The 18,658-nt window shown below is 63.6% G+C and carries 17 protein-coding genes; 5 read left to right on the top strand and 12 right to left on the bottom strand.

All coding sequences use genetic code 11. From position 1 onward, the window contains the following. The first annotated feature begins 35 nt into the window (after positions 1 to 35). On the top strand, positions 36 to 1,634 hold the full coding sequence (locus H7U20_RS16775) for a dipeptidase (RefSeq protein WP_199760284.1): 1,599 nt from the start codon (positions 36 to 38) through the stop codon (positions 1,632 to 1,634). 325 nt (positions 1,635 to 1,959) lie between these two features. Continuing rightward, on the top strand, positions 1,960 to 2,847 hold the full coding sequence (locus H7U20_RS16770; RefSeq protein WP_199760396.1) for a TraB/GumN family protein: 888 nt from the start codon (positions 1,960 to 1,962) through the stop codon (positions 2,845 to 2,847). Positions 2,848 to 2,900: 53 nt separating this feature from the next. On the opposite strand, the gene H7U20_RS16765 is transcribed toward H7U20_RS16770, so the two are convergent. After that, on the bottom strand, positions 2,901 to 3,476 hold the full coding sequence (locus H7U20_RS16765) for a hypothetical protein (protein ID WP_199760283.1): 576 nt from the start codon (positions 3,474 to 3,476) through the stop codon (positions 2,901 to 2,903). Positions 3,477 to 3,794: 318 nt separating this feature from the next. Between H7U20_RS16765 and H7U20_RS16760 the strand changes: the two genes are divergently transcribed. Next, positions 3,795 to 4,145, top strand: a complete 351-nt coding sequence (locus tag H7U20_RS16760) for a hypothetical protein (protein ID WP_199760282.1) — start codon at positions 3,795 to 3,797, stop codon at positions 4,143 to 4,145. Positions 4,146 to 4,166: 21 nt separating this feature from the next. Here the strand turns inward: H7U20_RS16760 and H7U20_RS16755 are convergent, their stop codons facing one another. The 5 genes from H7U20_RS16755 to H7U20_RS16735 form a co-directional block, all read right to left on the bottom strand. Then, positions 4,167 to 4,568 carry a VanZ family protein gene (locus tag H7U20_RS16755; RefSeq protein WP_199760281.1) on the bottom strand — a complete coding sequence of 134 codons (402 nt, stop codon included), beginning with the start codon at positions 4,566 to 4,568 and terminating at the stop codon, positions 4,167 to 4,169. Positions 4,569 to 5,069: 501 nt separating this feature from the next. Beyond that, positions 5,070 to 5,834 carry an SDR family NAD(P)-dependent oxidoreductase gene (locus H7U20_RS16750; RefSeq protein ID WP_199760280.1) on the bottom strand — a complete coding sequence of 255 codons (765 nt, stop codon included), beginning with the start codon at positions 5,832 to 5,834 and terminating at the stop codon, positions 5,070 to 5,072. Positions 5,835 to 5,899: 65 nt separating this feature from the next. Then, positions 5,900 to 6,478: a TPM domain-containing protein gene (locus H7U20_RS16745; protein ID WP_233410812.1), complete on the bottom strand. Its 579-nt coding sequence runs from the start codon at positions 6,476 to 6,478 to the stop codon at positions 5,900 to 5,902. Next, on the bottom strand, positions 6,478 to 7,293 hold the full coding sequence (locus tag H7U20_RS16740) for a TPM domain-containing protein (RefSeq protein WP_199760279.1): 816 nt from the start codon (positions 7,291 to 7,293) through the stop codon (positions 6,478 to 6,480). The genes H7U20_RS16745 and H7U20_RS16740 overlap by 1 nt, the downstream gene beginning before the upstream one ends. 4 nt (positions 7,294 to 7,297) lie before the next feature. Beyond that, positions 7,298 to 7,924, bottom strand: a complete 627-nt coding sequence (locus H7U20_RS16735; protein WP_199760278.1) for a LemA family protein — start codon at positions 7,922 to 7,924, stop codon at positions 7,298 to 7,300. Between the two features lie 155 nt (positions 7,925 to 8,079). On the opposite strand from H7U20_RS16735, the gene pyrF reads away from it, so the two are divergent. Continuing rightward, positions 8,080 to 8,901: an orotidine-5'-phosphate decarboxylase gene (gene pyrF, locus H7U20_RS16730; protein WP_199760277.1), complete on the top strand. Its 822-nt coding sequence runs from the start codon at positions 8,080 to 8,082 to the stop codon at positions 8,899 to 8,901. Positions 8,902 to 8,974: 73 nt separating this feature from the next. Here the strand turns inward: pyrF and sbcB are convergent, their stop codons facing one another. Then, complete coding sequence (gene sbcB, locus H7U20_RS16725; RefSeq protein ID WP_199760276.1) at positions 8,975 to 10,423, bottom strand: exodeoxyribonuclease I; 1,449 nt, start codon at positions 10,421 to 10,423, stop codon at positions 8,975 to 8,977. 129 nt (positions 10,424 to 10,552) lie between these two features. Between sbcB and H7U20_RS16720 the strand changes: the two genes are divergently transcribed. Continuing rightward, positions 10,553 to 11,227 (top strand): DUF5610 domain-containing protein, encoded by a 675-nt coding sequence (locus tag H7U20_RS16720; RefSeq protein WP_199760275.1) that lies wholly within the window; start codon positions 10,553 to 10,555, stop codon positions 11,225 to 11,227. A gap of 56 nt (positions 11,228 to 11,283) precedes the next feature. On the opposite strand, the gene H7U20_RS16715 is transcribed toward H7U20_RS16720, so the two are convergent. From H7U20_RS16715 to H7U20_RS16695, 5 genes are all read right to left on the bottom strand, one after another. Further along, positions 11,284 to 12,276 (bottom strand): GGDEF domain-containing protein, encoded by a 993-nt coding sequence (locus tag H7U20_RS16715; protein ID WP_199760274.1) that lies wholly within the window; start codon positions 12,274 to 12,276, stop codon positions 11,284 to 11,286. A 456-nt stretch (positions 12,277 to 12,732) separates the two neighbouring features. After that, a complete protein-coding gene (locus tag H7U20_RS16710; protein WP_199760273.1) occupies positions 12,733 to 13,239 on the bottom strand; it encodes a hypothetical protein in 507 nt (168 codons plus the stop codon). Positions 13,240 to 13,656: 417 nt separating this feature from the next. Then, positions 13,657 to 14,289 (bottom strand): hypothetical protein, encoded by a 633-nt coding sequence (locus tag H7U20_RS16705; RefSeq protein WP_199760272.1) that lies wholly within the window; start codon positions 14,287 to 14,289, stop codon positions 13,657 to 13,659. Next, the gene (locus H7U20_RS16700) at positions 14,289 to 16,595 is read right to left on the bottom strand and encodes an RHS repeat-associated core domain-containing protein (protein ID WP_199760271.1); all 2,307 of its coding nucleotides are present in this window, start codon (positions 16,593 to 16,595) and stop codon (positions 14,289 to 14,291) included. The genes H7U20_RS16705 and H7U20_RS16700 overlap by 1 nt, the downstream gene beginning before the upstream one ends. Beyond that, on the bottom strand, positions 16,592 to 18,655 hold the full coding sequence (locus H7U20_RS16695; protein WP_199760270.1) for a DUF6531 domain-containing protein: 2,064 nt from the start codon (positions 18,653 to 18,655) through the stop codon (positions 16,592 to 16,594). The genes H7U20_RS16700 and H7U20_RS16695 overlap by 4 nt, the downstream gene beginning before the upstream one ends. Positions 18,656 to 18,658 lie beyond the last annotated feature (3 nt).

The following is an 18,658-nucleotide window of genomic DNA, read 5'->3' as shown; positions in this document are numbered from 1 at the left end:
AAAGCCTTTCTTTTTGATAAGCTTTGCCGACTCCCATGCTGAAGAAACTCGCCGTATCGTCGCTGTTGCCCCTGCTCGCCGGCGTCCTGCTGGCACCGCTCGCCGCCTCGGCCGCGCCACCCGGCGCGGCGGCCCTGGCCACCGCCGACTACGCGCTGGCGACCTATCGCGACGACGTCGTCGAGAGCCTGGAGCGCATGGTCAGTTTCAATACGGTGGCCGACCCGGCCGTTCCATTTGAGCGCAATCCACAGCAGCAGGGTTTCAAGCGCTATCTGCGCGAGCAGGCGCGCCGTCTCGGCTTCGATTTTCACGACTACGGCATGGTGCTGGTGATCGGCCTGGGCAAGGGCAGCGAACGGGTTGGCGTGATCACCCACGGCGATGTGCAGCCGGTCGACCCGTCGAAGTGGGCCAAGTCGCCGTTCGTGCTGGACCGTGTCAGCGAGCCGGGCCGCCTGCTCGGTCGCGGCACCGAGGACGACAAGGGGCCGATCGCCACCGCGCTGTATGCGATGAAGGCGATCAAGGACCGCCAGCCGGGCCTGCGCAAGCGCATCGAGCTGTACGTCTACATGGGCGAGGAGTCGGACTGGGCGCCGTTGCAAGCCTTCCTCGCCAAGCACAAGCCGCCGCAGATGAACATCACGCTCGACGCCGAATATCCGGTGGTGGTGGCGGAGAAGGGCTGGGGTGCGTTGACCGTGACCATGCCGACGCCGACGCCGACGCCAACGCCAACGCTACAGCCGGCCTCGGCTTTGACCTCTAGCGCGGCCTCGGCGCCGGCCGGCGCGGCCCGCCTGGCCGCCTTCAAGGGCGGCTTCTTCGGCAGCCAGATTCCGGAGGATGCCAGCGCCGTCATCGAGGCCGCCGGTGCCGAGTTGGAGCAGGCGATCCGCCGCCGCGCCGAAGGGCAGGCCGGGATGCGTTACCAGTTCCTGCGCGATCGGCTACAGCTGACCGTGGTGGCGCGCGGCCATGCCGCCCACTCGTCCAAGCCGGAGGACGGCCTCAACGCCATCAGCATGCTGGCCGACGCGCTGAACGTGCAGCCCTGGGACGGCACGGCCGCCGCCGCGATGGTCAACTTTCTCAACGACATGGTCGGCACCGGCCTGACCGGCGAGCGCTTCGGCGCCATCGCCTACAGCGATGGCTTCATGGGGCCGATGACGGTGGCGCCGACCGTCCTCAAGCAGACCGCCGAGGGGATCGAGCTCAACATCAATCTGCGCCGTCCGCGCGGCAAGAGCAAAGCCGCGTTGTCGGCCGAAGTGCAACAAGCCTTCGACGTGTGGAAGAACGCGCGCATGCCGCAGGCGCGCCTGAGCGCCGAAATCGGCGATCCCTGGGTGCGCGACGACGCGCCGCAGTTGGCCACGTTGCTCGGCGTGTTCGCCCACTACACCGGCATCGCCGACGCCAAGCCGATCTCCATCGGCGGCGGCACCAACTCGCGGCTGTTCCCCAACGCCGTCAGCTTCGGTCCGGCCATGCCGGGAACCGTCTACAGCGGCCATTCCGAGCACGAGTTCATTACCGAGAAACAACTGCTGTTGAATCTGCAAATGTATACGGCGGTGCTGGTGGAATTGGCGACGGCAAAATCTGATTCAATCAACAAGCATTGATTTGAATATCGCAATTTTCGTCGATATATTATTGCCAATTGATGTAATTATTTCATGTTGTAATCGATTTTTAAAAATCGCCAGTAATCGATAAAACCATTCCCCGAGGCCGCATCATGCTTTACCATTGGAAACGGTAACGCATTCTGCGGCCTTCTTTTATTCCAATTTATTCTCATTCATCCAAGCTGTTCGATGCCAGCGTGCGCCCGCCGCCGGCAGGGGAAACTGTATGTGCTCGACATTACCGCTGCGCTCCGCCTTGCGCTCTTCTTTATGCGCCGTATTTTTCCTGTTGCTTGGCCAGCCGGCGGGCGCGGTGGAAATGACTGTGCCGGGCGGTCCGGCGGCCTTTGCGGTGCCCATCGAGCTGGAGACGACGGATGTGCCACAGCGCCGGGGCGCGTTGTTTCGCGTGCGCCACGAGGGCCGCAGCGCCTATCTGTTCGGCACCATCCATGTCGGCAAGCAGGCTTTCTTTCCCCTTGAACCCGAGGTGACCCGCGCGCTGGCAGACGCCGGCGCCTTGGTCATCGAGCTGGATATCCGCGACAATCTGCCCTTCCAGCAGGCGCTGGACAAGCATGGCCGCTATCCGGCCGGCGACAGTATCGTCCACCATCTGGCACCGGCCACGCTGCGCCAGTTGGTGCAGGCGCTGACCAAGGCCGGTCTACCGCTGCGCTCGGTGGAGCAGTACAAACCCTGGTTGGTGGCCAACATTCTGGTCGGAATGCAACTGGAGGGGCAGGGTCTGGAACGCGGCCAGGGGGTTGAATATTTCCTGCTGGCCGCCGCCAAGCGCCAGGACAAGACGGTGCGCGAACTGGAGAGCGCCGATTATCAGTTGGCCCTGTTCGACTCGCTGGACGACCGGCAGCAGGAGCAGTATCTACGTGAAAACCTCGCCGACCTGGACGATGGCCGCGCGCTACGCAATTCGCAGAACCTGGTCGACGCCTGGAGTGCCGCCGACGCACCGCGCATGAACGCGTTGTGGCGCGACCTGACCAGCGGCCCCACGATTTCGGCGAGTTTTTTGCAGGAAACCTTGCTGGGCAAACGCAACCCGGAAATGGTCAGCGCCATCGAACGCATCATGCAGCACGATCAACGGCCCTTCGTCGGCGTTGGCCTGCTGCATTTGCTCGGCGAGAACAGCGTGCCGCAATTGCTCAAACGCCGAGGCTACGAGGTTGAACGCATCTACTGAGGCCGAGCCGAGCTACTGAGGCCGATCGGCGGACGGCGCTGCCGCGGCCTTGCTCAATACCGCTCCACCACGCCATTGCTGTAGCGTACCCGGTCGCCGATTTTGTAGTTCGGCATTGCGTCGACCACCACCATCTGGTTGCTGCCGTCGTCCAGATGCACGGTGATGCGGTAGACCTTGTCGGTGGGCGCGCCGATGCCGCCGCCGGCCGCCGCCGCGCCGATCGTGCCGGCCGAAATATCCTGTCTTTGCATCTGGTCGATCGCCTGCACCGCGCCATACGATGCCGCCACGTTGCTGGATGGCGTCATGCCGGGAACGTTAGGCGTGCCCGGTGTGCTCTGCGCACTTTGAGCGCTGCTGCGCGGCTGGTCGCCCATGCCGGCGGTGCCACCTGCCATGCCATTGTTCGTCTCGGTGGCGCTGGTATTGCCGGCGCTGCCGCCGCTCCCCATTCCCGTTCCCGTTCCCGAGCTGCTGGTGGTGCCACTGCTGGTGCTGTTGAGAGTGCTGCCGTCCGTGGTGCTGTCGGTGGAGCTGTTGTTGTAGCGGTTGCTGTCGGTGCTGCAGGCGCTGACGGCCAGCAGGAATGCCGCACCCAGCCAGGCCCTACGTTGTTGAATATTCATGCCGATCTCCCGAGGTTGATTGTTTTGCCCACGCATTTTATTCAATCAAATAGTTGAATAAAGTCCTTACCGTCGTCCGTCTTCCTCACGGAAAAACGTCCACTTGATATAAGAGAAAAATGCGTCGTTTTTGTTCTGTCGCCTTCGCCTGTGCATTGAGCTAAATCAAATCGAAAATCTGTTGAGCACGCTTGTCGGAATGGCCTGCAATCTTTGACAGGCAGGCAATTTCATTCCTAAAACGAAACAGTTGATAAATCTCAAAAGAATCCGGCTGTGAGCAAGCAATAATCGTTCGGTCGAAATCCAAGGGGCACTATGATGCGGATGCGAGCAACGGAAAATATTATTGAGGAATTAATTGTTTCTACCTACGGCGAGCAGCTGGATGCGCACAAGCGCCATGTGTTTGGCCAGGCCCTGCAGGGGCTGGTGCGCCTGGCCAAGGCCGAGCAGCTGCTGGATATGCGGCTCGATGCGCAGCGCTCGATTGGTCTGCCGGGCAATGCCGACAGCCGACGCCAGACCCGCACCATCCTGCGCCGGATCGGTTTGGATTTGGCGCTGGACCAGGCCCAGAGCAAGTTGGAGTTTGGCGACGGCAAGGACGCGGCGGCGAATGGCGGCCAGGCCGGCGCCGACCTCAACGACGGCTTGTCGCACGGCTGAGGACTGCCGGCGGCGCCTCGATCAGGCCGCCGGCAGCACCTTGTAGCGGCGCCACAGCGCCCACATCAGCAGCGAGGTGAGCAGGGCGGCGTTGCAGTCGACCAGCCAGTCCGACAGCGCGCCGTGGCGGTAGGGAAAGAAACTCTGCACGTACTCGTCCAATGCGCCCATCAGCATGATGGTCAGCAGGGCCTTGCCGGCGCGCCAAGCCGGCGCGCCGCTGCCGCCGGTGAAGACCAGGAAGGCCAGGCCGGCGTAGGCACAGGAATGCAGCAGCAGGCCGGAGGCGACGTTGCCGATGTCGCTGCGGGCGCCGGGAATGGAGCCGAGGATCAGAATCAGCAGATACAACACCATCGCGCTCCAGTAGCGCAGTTTGGCGTGGCTGGCGGTGAGGAATAATTGGCTGAGCAGGGTGCGCATGATGAACCGGGCAAACGAAAGAGGCGAACGATACCATGTTCGCCGGACAAAAAAAGCCCGCTGTTGATAGCGGGCTAAAAAACCCGGTTATGGGTCAAGAGAGAGGTGCTTGGCGTCGCTGCGGCAGCGGCGCCGGAGAAAGGGGAGTGGTGCGCCGAAACTGGCCCGGCGCACCTGCCTGTGGTCATGCACATCGGTTGCATGTACCGCAGATGTGAATCAGTATAAGGGGGCAATATGACGCTGTTATGACAGTGCGCAAAGACCAGCCGGGACGGCGGCGCGGCGCACCCGGTCTGGCGGCGGAAACGGCCGGCGCCGAAAAATGGACAAAAAAAAGCCCGCTGGTTAAAGCGGGCTTAAAACTATTTTCTTGGAGGAGAATAGTGGAGACAGGTGCATTATGCTGCGCCGCCACATATATGTCTAATTGTTGTTTCGGATACCAGACATATGTTTTGCGAATATCTCCACGAACCTCTCCTCATCTTCCTCCCACTCTCAGTCCTTGACCGGCACCGTGTAATTCAGCGCCAGGCGGCCGCCGTCGACGTACATGGTTTGGCCGGTCATGTAGCTGGCGTCGGCGCTGGCCAGGAAGGCGGCGATGCCGGCCACCTCCTCCGGTTCGCCGCAGCGGCCCAGCGGGGTGCGCGACAGGATGGTGTTGCGCGCTTCGGGGCTGGACAGCACGGCCTGCTTGGCCAACTCGGTCAAAATGGTGCCCGGGCCGATGCCGTTGACGCGCACGCCGAACGGCGCCAGGTTCAGCGCCATCACCTTGGTCAGCTGGTTGATGCCGCCCTTGGACACGACATAGGGCACCTGGTTCGGAATCGCCAGCTCGGCGTTGACACTGGACATGTTGATGATGCAGCCGCGCTGGTGCTTGACCATCTCGCGCGCCGCCGCCTGGCCGCACAGGAACATCGACTTCAGGTTGATGCGCAGCACGCGGTCGAAGTCGTCCTCGGTCAGATCGAGGAAATCGGCGGCGTGGGTGACGCCGGCGTTGTTGACCAGGATGTCGATGCGGCCGAAGGCGGCCAAGGTGGCCGCCACCATGGCGTCGACATCGGCCTTCTGGCTGACGTCGGCGGCGAAGAAGCGGGCTTGTTCGCCCAGTTCGGCGGCGACGGCGGCGCCCTCCGGTTTGATGTCGACCAGCATCACGCTGGCGCCTTCGGCCAGCAGGCGTTTGGCGCAGGCCAGGCCGATGCCTTGGGTGGCACCGGTCACAATGGCGACTTGTTGGGATAGTTTCATCGGATGGTCTTCCTAGCGAGGGTTGAGGGCGCTTGTGGCGCCCTGTTGCGATGGCGGATTCTAACCTACAGGATGATGGCGTCGTTGGGCAACTGGTTGGGACGGGGGCCGTCGGCCGGGAAGTGGCGTTGCAGCAGCGCGTTCAGCTGCGCCAGCGCGGCCAGCGTGCTGGCGTGGAAGTCGCCCCGGGCGAAGCCCTCGGTCAGGCGGGCACAGACGGCCTGCCAGTCGGCGGCCGCGACGAGCCGGCCGACGTTGCGGTCGGCGACGATGTCGACGGCGTGCTCGGCCAGGTTGATGTAGACCAGCACGCCGCAGTTCTCCTCGGTGTCCCATACGCCGTACTGGGCGAACAACTGGCGCGCCCGCGCGCGGTTGGAGACATTGTCGAAGGCGGCCGCGAGCGGCAGCGCGGCCTCGACGATCAGGCGGATTTCGGCGCGGTGCTGCCGCTCGCCGGCCTGAATGGCCGCCTCGATCGCCGCCAAGGTGGCCGGCGGAAAGGCGCGGCGGCCGGCGCCGGTGGTGCTGCACAGGTGGCGCCAGGCGCGCGCGCAGCGGCCGAACAGGGCGGCGCTGCTTGGATCGCGTGCTGTATCGTTGGTATCGTTGGGATTGTTCGTATCGTTCATCTGCTCGCTCATCACCAGTTCCCCGAGGCGCCGCCGCCGTCGAAACCGCCGCCGCCGCCGGAGAAGCCACCGCCGCCGCCGCCGCCACCACCGAAGCCGCCGCCATGGCGGCCCGATTGGCTCAGCTCGTTGAGCACGGCGCCCAGCAGCACGCCCTTGGCGCCGGCGCCCCAGCTGCCGCGCGCCACGCGCGGACCACCGCGCGAACGCAGCAGCGCCACCGCCACCAGAGCGGCGAAGAACAGCAGCGGCAGCCACAGGACCAGGTCGCTTTCCGCCTCGCCGGGCGCCGCATTCTGTCCGCCGGCGGGGAATTTCTCCTGGTTCAGCAAGGTGCTGATGGCGCCCACGCCGGCCACCAGGCCGCCGTAGAAATCGTTCTGGCGGAAGTGCGGCGCGATGACGTCCTGCAGCACGCGCTTGGACTGGGCGTCGGTCAGCACGCCCTGCACGCCACGGCCGGCCTCGATGCGCAGGCGGCGCAGGGCCGGCGGATTGTCCTTCGCCACCAGCAACAGCACGCCGTCGTCGACCCCCTTGCGGCCCAGCTTCCAGGCGTCGCTGACGCGGATGCTGTATTGCTCGATGGCCTCGGGCGCCGTGCTCTTGACCAGCAGCACGGCGATCTGGCTGCCGGTCTTGGCCTCGTAGTCGGCCAGCACGGCTTCCAGCGCGCCGTGCTGCTGGGTGTCGAGCATGCCGGCCTGGTCGGTGACGTGGGCGCTCAGCGCCGGCACCGCCAGCAACTGCTGCGCCGACGCCGGCAGGCCTGCGGCCAGCCAGAGCACAAGCAACAGCGCCAGGGAGTGCAGCGGCGGCGGCTTCATCGGATCACTTGCCGAAATTGACGGTCGGCGCGGTCGAGATGGCCTTTTCGTTCTCCACCGTGAACGAGGGCTTGACCTGGTAGCCGAACATCATCGCCGTCAGGTTGCTGGGGAAGCTGCGCGCCAGGATGTTGTACTCCTGCACGGTGACGATGTAGCGCTGGCGCGCCACGGTGATGCGGTTCTCGGTGCCTTCGAGCTGCGACTGCAGGTCGCGAAAGCTGGTGTCGGCCTTCAGGTCGGGATACTTCTCCGACACCGCCATTAGGCGCGACAGCGCGCCCGACAGCTCGCCCTGCACCTGCTGGAACTTCTGGAAGGCGGCCGGGTTGTTCAGCACCTCGGGCGTGATCTGGAAGCTGGTGGCGGCGGCGCGGGCGCGGGTGACCGCCTCCAGCGTGTCCTTCTCGTGGCTGGCGTAACCCTTGACGGTGTTGACCAGGTTGGGAATCAGGTCGGCGCGGCGCTGGTATTGGTTGACGACCTCGCCCCAGGCCGCCTTGCTGGCCTCGTCGCGGCTCTGGAAATCGTTGTAGCCGCAGCCCGACAGCAGGGCGCCGAGCAGGCCGGCAAACAGGCTCAGCCGCAGCAGGCGCGACCAGAAGGAATTCGGTGGCAAGGTGGTGGACATGCTGACTCCCGCAATAAGATACCTTGAATATACCTCAGCCGGGCGGCGACCGGCGTTCGCGTCGCGCCGATTCCGTCCACCGCCCGGGCCGCCCGGCCCGGTCGGCGGCCGGCGCGGTACAATGGAGGGTTTGCAACTGAATAGAAGGGTGTGTCGTGAATTTCATTAATAAATTGTCTGCCGCGTGGACGGCCAACGACTCCCTGTTGTGCGTGGGCCTGGACCCGGACATGGCCAAGCTGCCGCCGCAGTTCCAGAACGATCCGGACGGCATCTTCAAGTTCTGTACCGAGATCATCGACGCCACCGCCGACCTGGCCTGCTCCTTCAAGCCGCAGATCGCCTACTTCGCGGCGCTGGGCGCCGAGCGCCAACTGGAGAACATCTGTTCCTACCTGCGCGCCAAGCATCCGCACATTCCGCTGATCCTCGACGCCAAGCGCGGCGATATCGGCGCCACCGCGCGCCAGTACGCCCGCGAGGCCTACGACCGCTACGGCGCCGACGCCGTCACCGTCAACCCCTACATGGGCTCCGACTCGGTCGAGCCGTACATGGAGTGGAGCGACCGCGGCGTGATCATCCTGTGCCGCACCTCGAACGCCGGCGGCTCCGACCTGCAATTCCTGCAGGTCGACGGCAAGCCCTTGTACCAGCACGTGGCGCGCCTGGTGGCCGAGAAGTGGAATAGCAACGGTCAGTGCGCGCTGGTGGTCGGCGCCACTTTCCCGGAGGAACTGGCGCAGGTGCGCGCCATCGTCGGCGACATGCCGTTGTTGGTGCCGGGCATCGGCGCCCAGGGCGGCGACATCGCCGCCACCGTCGGTTCGGGCAAGACCGCCGACGGCATGGGCATGATGATCAATTCCTCGCGCGCCATTCTGTACGCCGCGCGCCAGCCGGGCGAGGACTTCGCCGCCGCCGCCCGCCGGGTGGCGCTGGAAACCCGCGACGCGATCAATCTGCACCGCGGCTGAGTTGCTGAGCTGATGTGAAAATGGCCGGGCCGCCACGCGCGCCCCGGCCATTTTTTTGTCTTGCCGCCGGCGCTTAGTAGCGCGCCGGCGCCACCATCTCGGCGTAGTCGTACAGCGCGCCGAGGATCTCCTCGCCGCGCTCGTCGGCGGTCTCCTGCAGGTGGTCGATTTCGCCGAACAACTGGTCGACCGTGCGCGCGCCGCCGGCGCCGTCGAACAGGCGCGCCGCGCGGTGCTCCTCCCATTGCGCCTGCTCGGCTTCGCTCAGCGTCTGCGGGAAGTTGCGCGCGCGGTAGCGGAACAGCAATTCCTGCAGGCGCTGGTCGTCGAACGAGGGCCGCAGGCTCGCCAGCTTGGCCGGGCTTTCCTTGCGCAGCGAGTCGAGCAGGCGGCGGTCGTTGTTGCCGACGAAGCCGCCGTACAAATCCTCGTCGACGTCGAGCGACTCGGCCGCGGCGGGACGCTGGAACACCAGGGCCCAGACGGCGCCCATGTCCGGCCCGGCCGCCGCCAGCGCGGCGTTGGCGCGGCCTTGTTCAAGGTCGATGCCCCAGCGCGCCGCCATGGCCGGCGTCAGCGTCTTCAGATTGGCCACCAGCATCGGCGACTTGTTCAGGTGGATGCTCTTCACCGGCAGCCGCGTCATGCCTTCGGGCATCGCGTCGGCGCGCGTGAACATGCGGGTGCGGATGGTGTCGGCGTCCAGCGTGAACAGCTCGCGCGGGTCGTGGCTGCAATCCCAGACGATCACCTCGTTCTTGTTCGACGGGTGCTGCGCCAGCGGCCAGACCAGGCCGAGGCAGCCGCGCTCGGTCGGGAACATGCCGGACACGTGCAGGAAGGGCGCGCGCAGGGCGGGCGCCAGTTGCATGCCGATCTCGTCGGCGACGCGGTCCTTCTTGTGCAGCGCGAAGCAGAAGTCGAACAGCTTGGGCTGCTTCTGGCGGATCAGGCGGGCCAGCGCGATGGTGGCGCGCACGTCGGACAGCGCATCGTGCGCCGACTCGTGCAGCAGGCCGTTGGCGGCGGCCAGGTGTTCCAGGCGGAAGCTGGGCTTGCCGTCCTCGCGCAGCGGCCACTCGATGCCCTCGGGGCGCAGGGCGTGGGTCATGCGCACCACGTCGAGCAGGTCCCAGCGGCCGCACTGGTGTTGCCACTCGCGCGCGTACGGGTCGATCAGGTTGCGCCAGAACATGAAGCGGGTGATCTCGTCGTCGAAGCGGATGGTGTTGTAGCCGACGCCGATGGTGCCGGCCTTGGCGAAGGCCTGCTCGATGGTGGCGGCGAACTGGTGCTCGGGCACGCCGAGCTCCAGGCACTGCTGCGGCGTGATGCCGGTGATCAGGCAGGACTGCGGGTCGGGCAGGAAATCATTTGCCGGCTGGCAATACAACATGATCGGCTCGCCGATCTCGTTGAGCTCGGCGTCGGTGCGGATGGCGGCGAACTGGGCCGGCCGGTCGCGGCGCGCCTGGGCGCCGAAGGTTTCGTAATCGTGCCAGAGGAAGGTATGGGTGCTCATGAGTTCACTAAAAAAAGGGCTACAGTTTTCTGATTTTCTGCCGTTATTATAATTATTGCAATTCTGTTCCGGCCGGGGGCGCTCGCCGCCCGTATGCTCGCACAGAATGCTGGACCAAGGAGAGCTATCGTGTCAAATCCCGTTTCCGTCGGCGCCGTTGCTGGCGCCGCCACGGCGGCCCCGGCCGCCCCGGCCACAGAGAATGTCAAAACCAAGGACGACAGCGGCCTGAGCGCCGTGCAGAAGGCCAAAGGGCAGCTCAACGCCTCCATCGTGCAGGCCTCGCTGACGGTGTCCATCGGCGCCGGCAACGATCCGCTGGCGCTGCTGCTCAAGTCGGCGCTGACCGGCGTCAACGAGGCGCTCAAGGACCAGTTCGGCGACAACGCGATCCAGAACGCGGTGTCGCAAGACAACACGCCGGAGGGCACGGCGGGCCGCATTGTAGCCTTGTCGACGGCTTTTTACGATGCCTTCCGCCAGCAGCATCCGGGCGAGGACCCGGACGTGGTGTTGCAGAAGTTCCTAGACACGATACGCGGCGGTTCCGCCACCGGCTTCTCGGAGGCGCGCGGCATCCTGCGCGGCCTGAACGTGCTGGGCGGCGGCATCGCCAGCAATATTGACAAGACCCAGGAGTTGGTCGACAAGGGCTATGCCGACTTCCTGGCGGCACATAAGTCCAAGCCGGCCGGCGACGACGCGGCGGCCGACACGGCAGCCGGCGCCGGCAGCACGCTCGGCGTGAGCGCGAGCGCCGGCGGCAAGAGCACGGCGCGCGTCGCCTTCGCCAAGGCCGCCTAGCCGCTTTGCCGCCGGCTGGCCATAGCTCCGCTCAGTCAGCTCGGCCGCGCTTCCATTCACTCATTCGCCGCCGCGGCCGGCTCGGTGACCACGCGGTTGCGGCCCTGGTCCTTGGCGCGGTAGAGGGCGGCGTCGGCCACCGCGATCAGCGCCTCGCCGTCCTGCCCCGGCCGCAGGCTGGCCACACCCAGCGAGGCGGTGATATGCGGCAGCGGCAGGCGCATGTCGCCGAACACCACGGCGTTCTGCATGCGCTCGCACAGCCGCTCGGCGACCAGCAGCGCGACCTTGCTGTTGGTGTCCGGCAGCAGCACCATCATCTCCTCGCCACCGTAGCGCACCGCGAAATCGGTCGGCCGCAGCGCACCGCTGAGCACGTGGGCGGCGGCGCGCAAGGCCTCGTCGCCGGCCAGGTGGCCGTGCTGGTCGTTGAACTTCTTGAAGTGGTCGAGGTCGATCATGATCAGCGCCAGCGGCGTGCCGGCGCCGTGCGCGGTGGCGATCATGGTCGGCAGCAGGTCGTTCAGCCAGGCCCGGTTGTACAGCCCGGTCAGGCCGTCGATCATCGACAACTGGCGGTAGAACTCGCCCAGCTTCTGGCGCCGGCGCAACTGGGCGTTGGCGGCGCGGATGCGGAAGGACAGCAGGCGCAGCAGGTTGCGCGCCAGCGCGTTCGACTCGTCGATCAATTGCCACACCAGTTCGGCTTCGATGAGCAGCAACTCGCTGTCCTCCAGCGCGCTGATCGACGACAAATTGGCCTCCTCGTCGAGCACCGATTGTTCGCCCACGCTCTCGCCCGGCAAGACCTTGCTGACGGTGCCGTCGGCCATACCGGTGCGGGTGTCGGCGGCCACCGCCAGCGCGCCGCTGAGCACGATGTAGAGGCGGGCGCGGCTGGCGTCGGCCACCACCTCGCCGCTAGCCACCCGGACGATGGGGCAGTCGGCCAGCAGCTTGGCGATGGCCGCCTCGTCGTCGGAGTCGCGCAGCAGTTGCAGGTCGCCGATGCGGTAATTGGAGGCGCCGAAGGTGCAGATCTGTTTCAAGGTAATCTTTCAAAAACGTATAACAACGTTCTTACAAGCAAGCTGAACGTCGATCATAGCGCAATCCCCGCGCCGCCGGCAGCCGGCCGGACTTTACCTTTGTAATATTTTGTGTGCGGTGCCCGCCTTATGGAAATCTGGAAAAACCGTCATTCCGCATCGGCGGACCGCCGTGCAGGCGGGAATCTATACCCCGCATGTCCATTGGCTCAGCATGGGTTCCCGCCTACGCGGCGGTCCGCCGATGCGGAGCGACAATTTGGTGGTTTTCGAAGTGCCCTTAGTCCTTACTGAACCATTGCGATATATGCGCCAGGCGCCAGCTTTACGATCAGTGAAATCCCAATGTGCCCCACTGGGCTAGGATGATTTAAGTCTGGATAAGCTATAGAAGTCAAGTTTCGTTAAGTCCGGTAGATTGCCCGGTTTGCGTAGAATAATCCCTGTGTAGTTGTATTATCTTGGCCGGATCTTATTAATTATAAGCGGGAAAAGCAAGAACCATTGAATATAACCAACCATGAAGAAGCCGAACCACATGCCGCACAAGCTGGCAATGCCACTTGAATTTTTCAAAACAAAGAAATTTATCATTATTACGTACGGTACCAGAAGGCCAAAAGGAAAAGACAGAATTAACATTGCGTAAGCCAAAAGCGTCTCTGCACCTTCCACTGCGTCTGCAATGGGGCGATTTGCCGATAACGTCGCGACAAGCAACGCCGTAAGATTCACCGTCAACCACACATATCGGGCCAACTTGAATACTGATTTTTTAGCAAACAACGCCGCCGCAACGGAAATAACGGTAATGAAGGCGGCAGGTAAAAAACTTAACAGCACCCCCCCCATTACATCTCCGATGAAAAAACCATAAGAAGAAATGCTAATTATGAGGGCAGGAATGAGAACCCATAGAAGAATAAGAAACTTTTCGTCCCGTATTTTTTTAATTATAAGCATACGTCACGTCATCTATTCTTAAATTGGGCGGGTTGGGGGCGGCTTTTTTTATTTAAAATAGAAGAGCAGCACCGCCCGTGTTTAACAAAGACCGCCCCTAACGGCGGGCGGTATGGTCATTTTTGGCGGGTAGCGTCATACGCGGAATGAGATAGTGTCATACGTGGGAAGCCTGCAACGGCGGGCTTTCTGGCCAACCCGGAGGGTTGCGTGATGTGTGAGGAATTGGAGGGGGCTGCGGGGACTCCCCGCGCACCCCGTCACCACAGTGTCTTGCGGGGGTTTTCGTACCCCAGTGGATTTTTCAGCAGCCCAGACGGGATACGACTAGATACGAATAGACTACGACAGGATACGAGCAAGATATGAACGGGATACGGCCCACGTCAACTGACGTTGACGCGGCCAACTCTTACCTCACTGCTCCGTTCGTGTACGTTTGTCGGCACTGGTGCGCACCTGCGCGGGGCCATCGAGGTACAGAAAACTTTCCCCGTCATAAGCACCAATCAAGATAAACTTGGCGGCACGAATAAGTTCAGCGACGGAGCCCGGGGTGTTCGTGCCGTCAACGACGAAAGCAAGAAAATGCCAGCTTTGTTGGCTGTACCGAATTAACTCTGCAACACGGCTTGAATCAAAGCTGCCAGTAAACACGAGGTAAATCGCTCCGTCAACGGATACATGCGGCAAGTTCCTTGCCCCTAGCTCCTCTTGCGTCAGAAGAGCTTCGTGCAGCCATAACGCAGGTTGCTCAGATAGCGTTAATTGTTCGCATACAATTTTGGCCGCAATCTCGACCGTAGACGGGACACATTGAACTAATGTTCGACCGTCGAAAACCTTCGGCATGGGCTCCAAAACCCCTCCATGAAGAAAATCCAACAGTTGACTGCTATCGACACTCTCGGGTGCAAGGGCAAATATGTTCTCTGGTGCTAGTGTATAGTCCTCTGAGCCCTTGCCGGACGCGCCCGCATCGTGGAAAACGTCTTGGATGTATTCCAACGCCACATCGACTGGTAACGATATCGAAACGATTTTATCCATTATTTTGGCCTTACTGAACCATCGGGGTATATGCGCCAGCCACCAGTTTTACGATCAGTAAAGTCCCAATGCGGGCCCACTGGCGCTGGATGATTTAAGTCTGGATGAGCACTTTGGTCCGGGTTACTTGGGTTCACATACCCTCCACGAGGGCCTCCCGGAGCATCCGGGCCACGCCACGGCCATTCCGTGCCATCTGGGCCTTTAGGCGGGACTGATGGATCATTCCAATCAAAATCTGGTCGGGGTGGGCAAACTTTCTCGCCCTCGGAATCATTGCGAATCGGGCCCTTCATTTTATTGTGGTTAAGGCCCCACCAGATTGCCGCGCCAGCAAGCGCGCCGCCGATTGCTTCGCATCCGCCGGCAGCGCAAACTCCGGCGATCACCAGCGGAACAAATCTACCGGTAGGGTCCGTGTACTTGACCGGATTTCCGAGCGCGTAGCTATATGTGTTGATGCCCCCCGCCAGCCCAATCGGATCGCTCTGCACATACCGCCCGGTCTGCGGATCGTAATCCCTGTAGTAGTTGTAATGGGTAATCGTCTCGAAGTCAAACAACTGCCCGGGGAAGCGCAGGTTGTACACGAAGGCAGCGCCGCCGCCGGGGTTCTCTAGCGGATGGGCCACGCCGAAGGGATCGGCGGCATCCCAGCGCCAGACAATTGCGTTGCCGGCCGCGCTGGTGATCACGCGTGGGGTGTTGATTTGGTCCGCATACACGTAATAGATGTTCGGCGCGGACGGCGCGCCGGGCTTGAGCACCGCCACCGGCAAGTCGCCCAGGTAGACAGTTTCCTCCAGCGCCACGCCGGCGGCGTCATATTCGCCCAGCAAATGGCCCGCCTCGTCATAGGCGTAGACGTTGGCGCCGCTGGCCAGCAACGGACTGCGCTTGCTGATCCGCTGCCCCAGTCCGTTATGCTCGTAGCTGGCGTTGTCGGTGGCGCTGCGCCACATCTGCACCCGCTGGCCGAAGTCCCGGTAGGTGTAGCTGGTGTTCAGCTCGCGGATGAGGTTGCCGGCGTCGTCATAGTCGTAGCGCTTGGCGGGGAGGGGGCCGGAGGTGCTGTCGAGCCTGTTGCTGGCAGGCGACGTGACGTAGTTGTAGCTGGCCGCGCCGTAGCTGAGCGTGCTGCGGTTGCCGCTGGCGTCGTAACCGTAGCCTTGCGTGCCGCTGTTGCTGGTGAAACTGGTCAGGCGGTCCAGGTTGTCGTAGCCGAAGCGCTGGTCGAAGCTGGCCGGCGCGGGCGATGCCGAGGCGCCGCCCGTATGCTCGAACGCGGCGATGCGGCTGGCGGCGTCGTAGCGCACGATGCGTTGCAGGCCGTTGCGCGCGGCGTTGCCCAGCGGGTAGGCGACGAGGCGGCCGTCCAGATCGAAGAGGCGCGCATACAGGTTGGGGCTGGTGGCGCTGTGGTTGCCCCAGGTCCAGGATTGCGGGGCGCCGAACGGGGCGTAGCTGATCTGGCTGAGCAGTGCAATGCGGGTGGCACCATCGGTGACGCCGCCCGTCCCGGCCGGGTTGAGCGTCAGGCCGGCCAGCTGTCCGGCGGTGTCGTAGCCGTAGTTGACCCGGTTGCCGCTCGGGTAGGCGATGCTGGCCAGCTTGCCGGTGCCCGGGCCACTGTCGACATAGGTGTAGCGGGTCGTGCGCACGAGCGCCGGGGTGTTGAGGTAGACCGTTTGCACCGTGCTGGCCAGCCGGCCGCGCGCGTCATAGGCAAAGCTGGTTTGCGAGGCGGGATCGCTGATCTTGCTGAGGCGGCCGATGGCGCCGGCGGGACCGCCGACGCCGCCGTCGTACTCGTATTGGACCGTGGGCGCGCCGCTGAAGGTGCGGCTGGTGAGGCGGTTTAGGGCGTCGTAGGTGTAGGTGCTGACCTTGCCGCGCGCGTCGGTGCGGCTCAGCAGGTTGCCGGCGCCGTCGAAGGTGGTGGCGGTGGCGCCGGTGTCGGGGCTGGTCTGCTGCCGGCTCTGGCCGTAGCCGTCCACCGTGTAAGTGGTGAGCAGCTGGCGCGGATCGGCCACCGAAGTGAGCTGGTCGCGCCCGTCGTAGCCCAGCTTGATGGCGGGCCGGGCGGCGCCGGTCACCGGTGCCGGTGCCAACTGCTGCTTGAGGCGGCCCAGCCCGTCACGGCCGTGGTCGCTGGCCTGGGCCTGCGGGTTGGTGATCCGGGTCAGCCTGTCTTCGGCGTCGTATTCGTAGCGGTAGGTGCTGTTTTGCCGCGCCTGCGCGAAAGCGGCCGGGGCCAGCGCGGCGGCCAGCAGCGCGGTGATCAATTGCCTGGCGTGGCGTTTCATTGCATACCTCCCGTCTGTTGCCGCATGCGGTTGAGCGCGTCGTAGACGCGCGTTGTTTGGCGACTCAGCACGCCGCCCGGATCCTTGACGGTGTCCTCGGTGCGGTTGCCTTTGTTGTCGAGGATGTAGTTGATGGTGTTGCCCAGCTTGTCGGTGACGCCGGTCAGGCGCTGGGCGTCGTCGTAGCGGTAACTTATGGTGTTGCCGTCGGGCAGGCTGACCGTTTTCAGCAGGCCCGCGTCGTCATAGGCGTAACCGGTGGTGTCGCCCGTGCCGGCGCCCGGCGCCAGTGTGCTGCTGCTTTTGAGCCAGCCGCGCGGATAGTAGTCGAGCTTGGTGACGACACCGTTGGGCTCGGTCACCACGGTGGGGCGGCCGACGTCATCGTAAAGGTTGACGCGGGTGACCTGTCCGGCCGCATTGGTGATCGTGGCGAGCTGGCCGGTGGCATCGTCGTAGGTGTAGGTGGTGCGCTCGAGCACATCGCTGCGCGGGCCGGTGGCCGTGCGCAACTGGCCGGCCGTGTTGTAGGTGTAAGTCCAGCTGCGCGCGACGCCGTTGAACGTGGGTTTCAGGCCTTGCGCGCCGGTGGCGTCGCTGGTGGCCTGCAGCGTGCGGGTGATGAGGTTGCCGGCCGCATCGTAGCTTTGCGTGGTCAGTAGTTTGGGTTCGGCGATCTTGGTGCGCAGCCTGAGGCTTGGGTGCCATTCCGTGGTGATCGTGCGCGCTTCCGGCAGGGTGGCCGCCTCGATCCTGCTGATTTCGAGATTGCGTACCAAGTCGTAGGTGTAAATCGTTTGCGTGCCGGTGAAATCGGTGCGCGACGCCACGTTGCCGTTGCCGTCGTAGCTGATGGTATTGGATGCCGCCGAGCAACCCGCTCCGCCGGGCTGGCTGATGCCCGTCAGCCTGGGCGCGCCGAGTACCTTTTTGAACGTGTAGACCCGGCTGGTCTGCAACGGATCGACGATGGTGGTGGCGCCGACGCCATAGCTCAGTTGGTATTTGTCCACGCCGCTGGCGTATTCCGTCGCGACGGCGCGGCCCTCGGCGTCGTAATGATAGGTCGCCAGCCGTTTATCGTTTTCATCGATGATGCCGGTCAACGCGGACGGGATCGATACATTCGCCGTCAAGGCCAGCTCGTTGTACAGGTAGCGCTTGCTGGACAGCGGCGTCGTCTCGCTGGGGGCGGTGACGCTGGTCAACCGTCCTTCGGCGTCGTAGCCGTAACTGTAGGTATGGTTGCCGGGGTCGGTGAGCGTGGCCAGGCGGGATGCATTGTCCCAGGTCAAGGTCATTTTTTTGCCGAAGTGGTCGCTTACGGCGATGGGCAGGCCGGCTTTGGGCGCGACGGTGGATGGGGTCAGATTGGTGCTGAGAGTAAAAGTCTGCCGTTGTCCGTTGCGCGCGGTGATGCTTGTCAAGTGGCCGCCGGCGTCGTAGGTTTCGACCGTATCCGACGCCGCGTCGCGAAACGACCAGCCCGTCGTCTGGCCGGCGGCGTCCAGCAGTTGCTTCAGCACGTCGGTGACGCCTTTGCCGGCCAACCAGTTTCCCACACTGCCGGTGAAGAAAACGACGGTACCGTCCGGGCGGTAAACGAGTGCCTTGTCTGAGCGCGGCGCCCTCACTTTGCGGTCCAAACTTGAGCGCCAGAGTGTGCCGAGCGCGCCTTGTTGTTGCGCGCGAGGGGAGCTGTCGTAGTAGCGTTCTAAGGTCAGCGGAAATAGGCCGGTGCCGTTGAAATCGGTTTCGGTCAAATGCTTGTTGCCGTTACTGCTGTTGATCGGGTGGCCGACATCGGCATCGCATGAATTTTTCTTCAGCACCTCGCCGCAATAGCGATCAATCGGTGGGCTATTTCCACAGAAATAGGTGCCCAATCCGAAATCCGCGCCAACGGCATCAAATTTGCAGCTGGCCGTCATCGGGATCGCCCCGGCATCGCGATATAAGGGAAAGCAGATGTTGTCGCTGCTGTCCGCTTGCGCACTGAACGAAATGGAGAGTCCCGATAGGCCAGTTAGACACAGGCCGAATGCTTTTCTGATACGCATTTT

The organism is Rugamonas violacea, assembly GCF_016461825.1.
In the GTDB taxonomy this organism is placed as follows: domain Bacteria; phylum Pseudomonadota; class Gammaproteobacteria; order Burkholderiales; family Burkholderiaceae_D; genus Rugamonas.
This window is presented reverse-complemented; position numbering and strand designations above follow the sequence as displayed.

What these genes read in the sequence shown, in the direction of transcription:
- H7U20_RS16775 (WP_199760284.1), top strand. Translation starts at nt 36, where the DNA reads ATGCTGAAGAAACTCGCCGTATCGTCGCTGTTGCCCCTGCTCGCCGGC.
- H7U20_RS16770 (WP_199760396.1), top strand. Translation starts at nt 1,960, where the DNA reads ATGACTGTGCCGGGCGGTCCGGCGGCCTTTGCGGTGCCCATCGAGCTG.
- H7U20_RS16765 (WP_199760283.1), bottom strand. Translation starts at nt 3,476, where the DNA reads ATGAATATTCAACAACGTAGGGCCTGGCTGGGTGCGGCATTCCTGCTG.
- H7U20_RS16760 (WP_199760282.1), top strand. Translation starts at nt 3,795, where the DNA reads ATGATGCGGATGCGAGCAACGGAAAATATTATTGAGGAATTAATTGTT.
- H7U20_RS16755 (WP_199760281.1), bottom strand. Translation starts at nt 4,568, where the DNA reads ATGCGCACCCTGCTCAGCCAATTATTCCTCACCGCCAGCCACGCCAAA.
- H7U20_RS16750 (WP_199760280.1), bottom strand. Translation starts at nt 5,834, where the DNA reads ATGAAACTATCCCAACAAGTCGCCATTGTGACCGGTGCCACCCAAGGC.
- H7U20_RS16745 (WP_233410812.1), bottom strand. Translation starts at nt 6,478, where the DNA reads ATGAGCGAGCAGATGAACGATACGAACAATCCCAACGATACCAACGAT.
- H7U20_RS16740 (WP_199760279.1), bottom strand. Translation starts at nt 7,293, where the DNA reads ATGAAGCCGCCGCCGCTGCACTCCCTGGCGCTGTTGCTTGTGCTCTGG.
- H7U20_RS16735 (WP_199760278.1), bottom strand. Translation starts at nt 7,924, where the DNA reads ATGTCCACCACCTTGCCACCGAATTCCTTCTGGTCGCGCCTGCTGCGG.
- sbcB (WP_199760276.1), bottom strand. Translation starts at nt 10,423, where the DNA reads ATGAGCACCCATACCTTCCTCTGGCACGATTACGAAACCTTCGGCGCC.
- H7U20_RS16710 (WP_199760273.1), bottom strand. Translation starts at nt 13,239, where the DNA reads ATGCTTATAATTAAAAAAATACGGGACGAAAAGTTTCTTATTCTTCTA.
- H7U20_RS16705 (WP_199760272.1), bottom strand. Translation starts at nt 14,289, where the DNA reads ATGGATAAAATCGTTTCGATATCGTTACCAGTCGATGTGGCGTTGGAA.
- H7U20_RS16700 (WP_199760271.1), bottom strand. Translation starts at nt 16,595, where the DNA reads ATGAAACGCCACGCCAGGCAATTGATCACCGCGCTGCTGGCCGCCGCG.
- H7U20_RS16695 (WP_199760270.1), bottom strand. Translation starts at nt 18,655, where the DNA reads ATGCGTATCAGAAAAGCATTCGGCCTGTGTCTAACTGGCCTATCGGGA.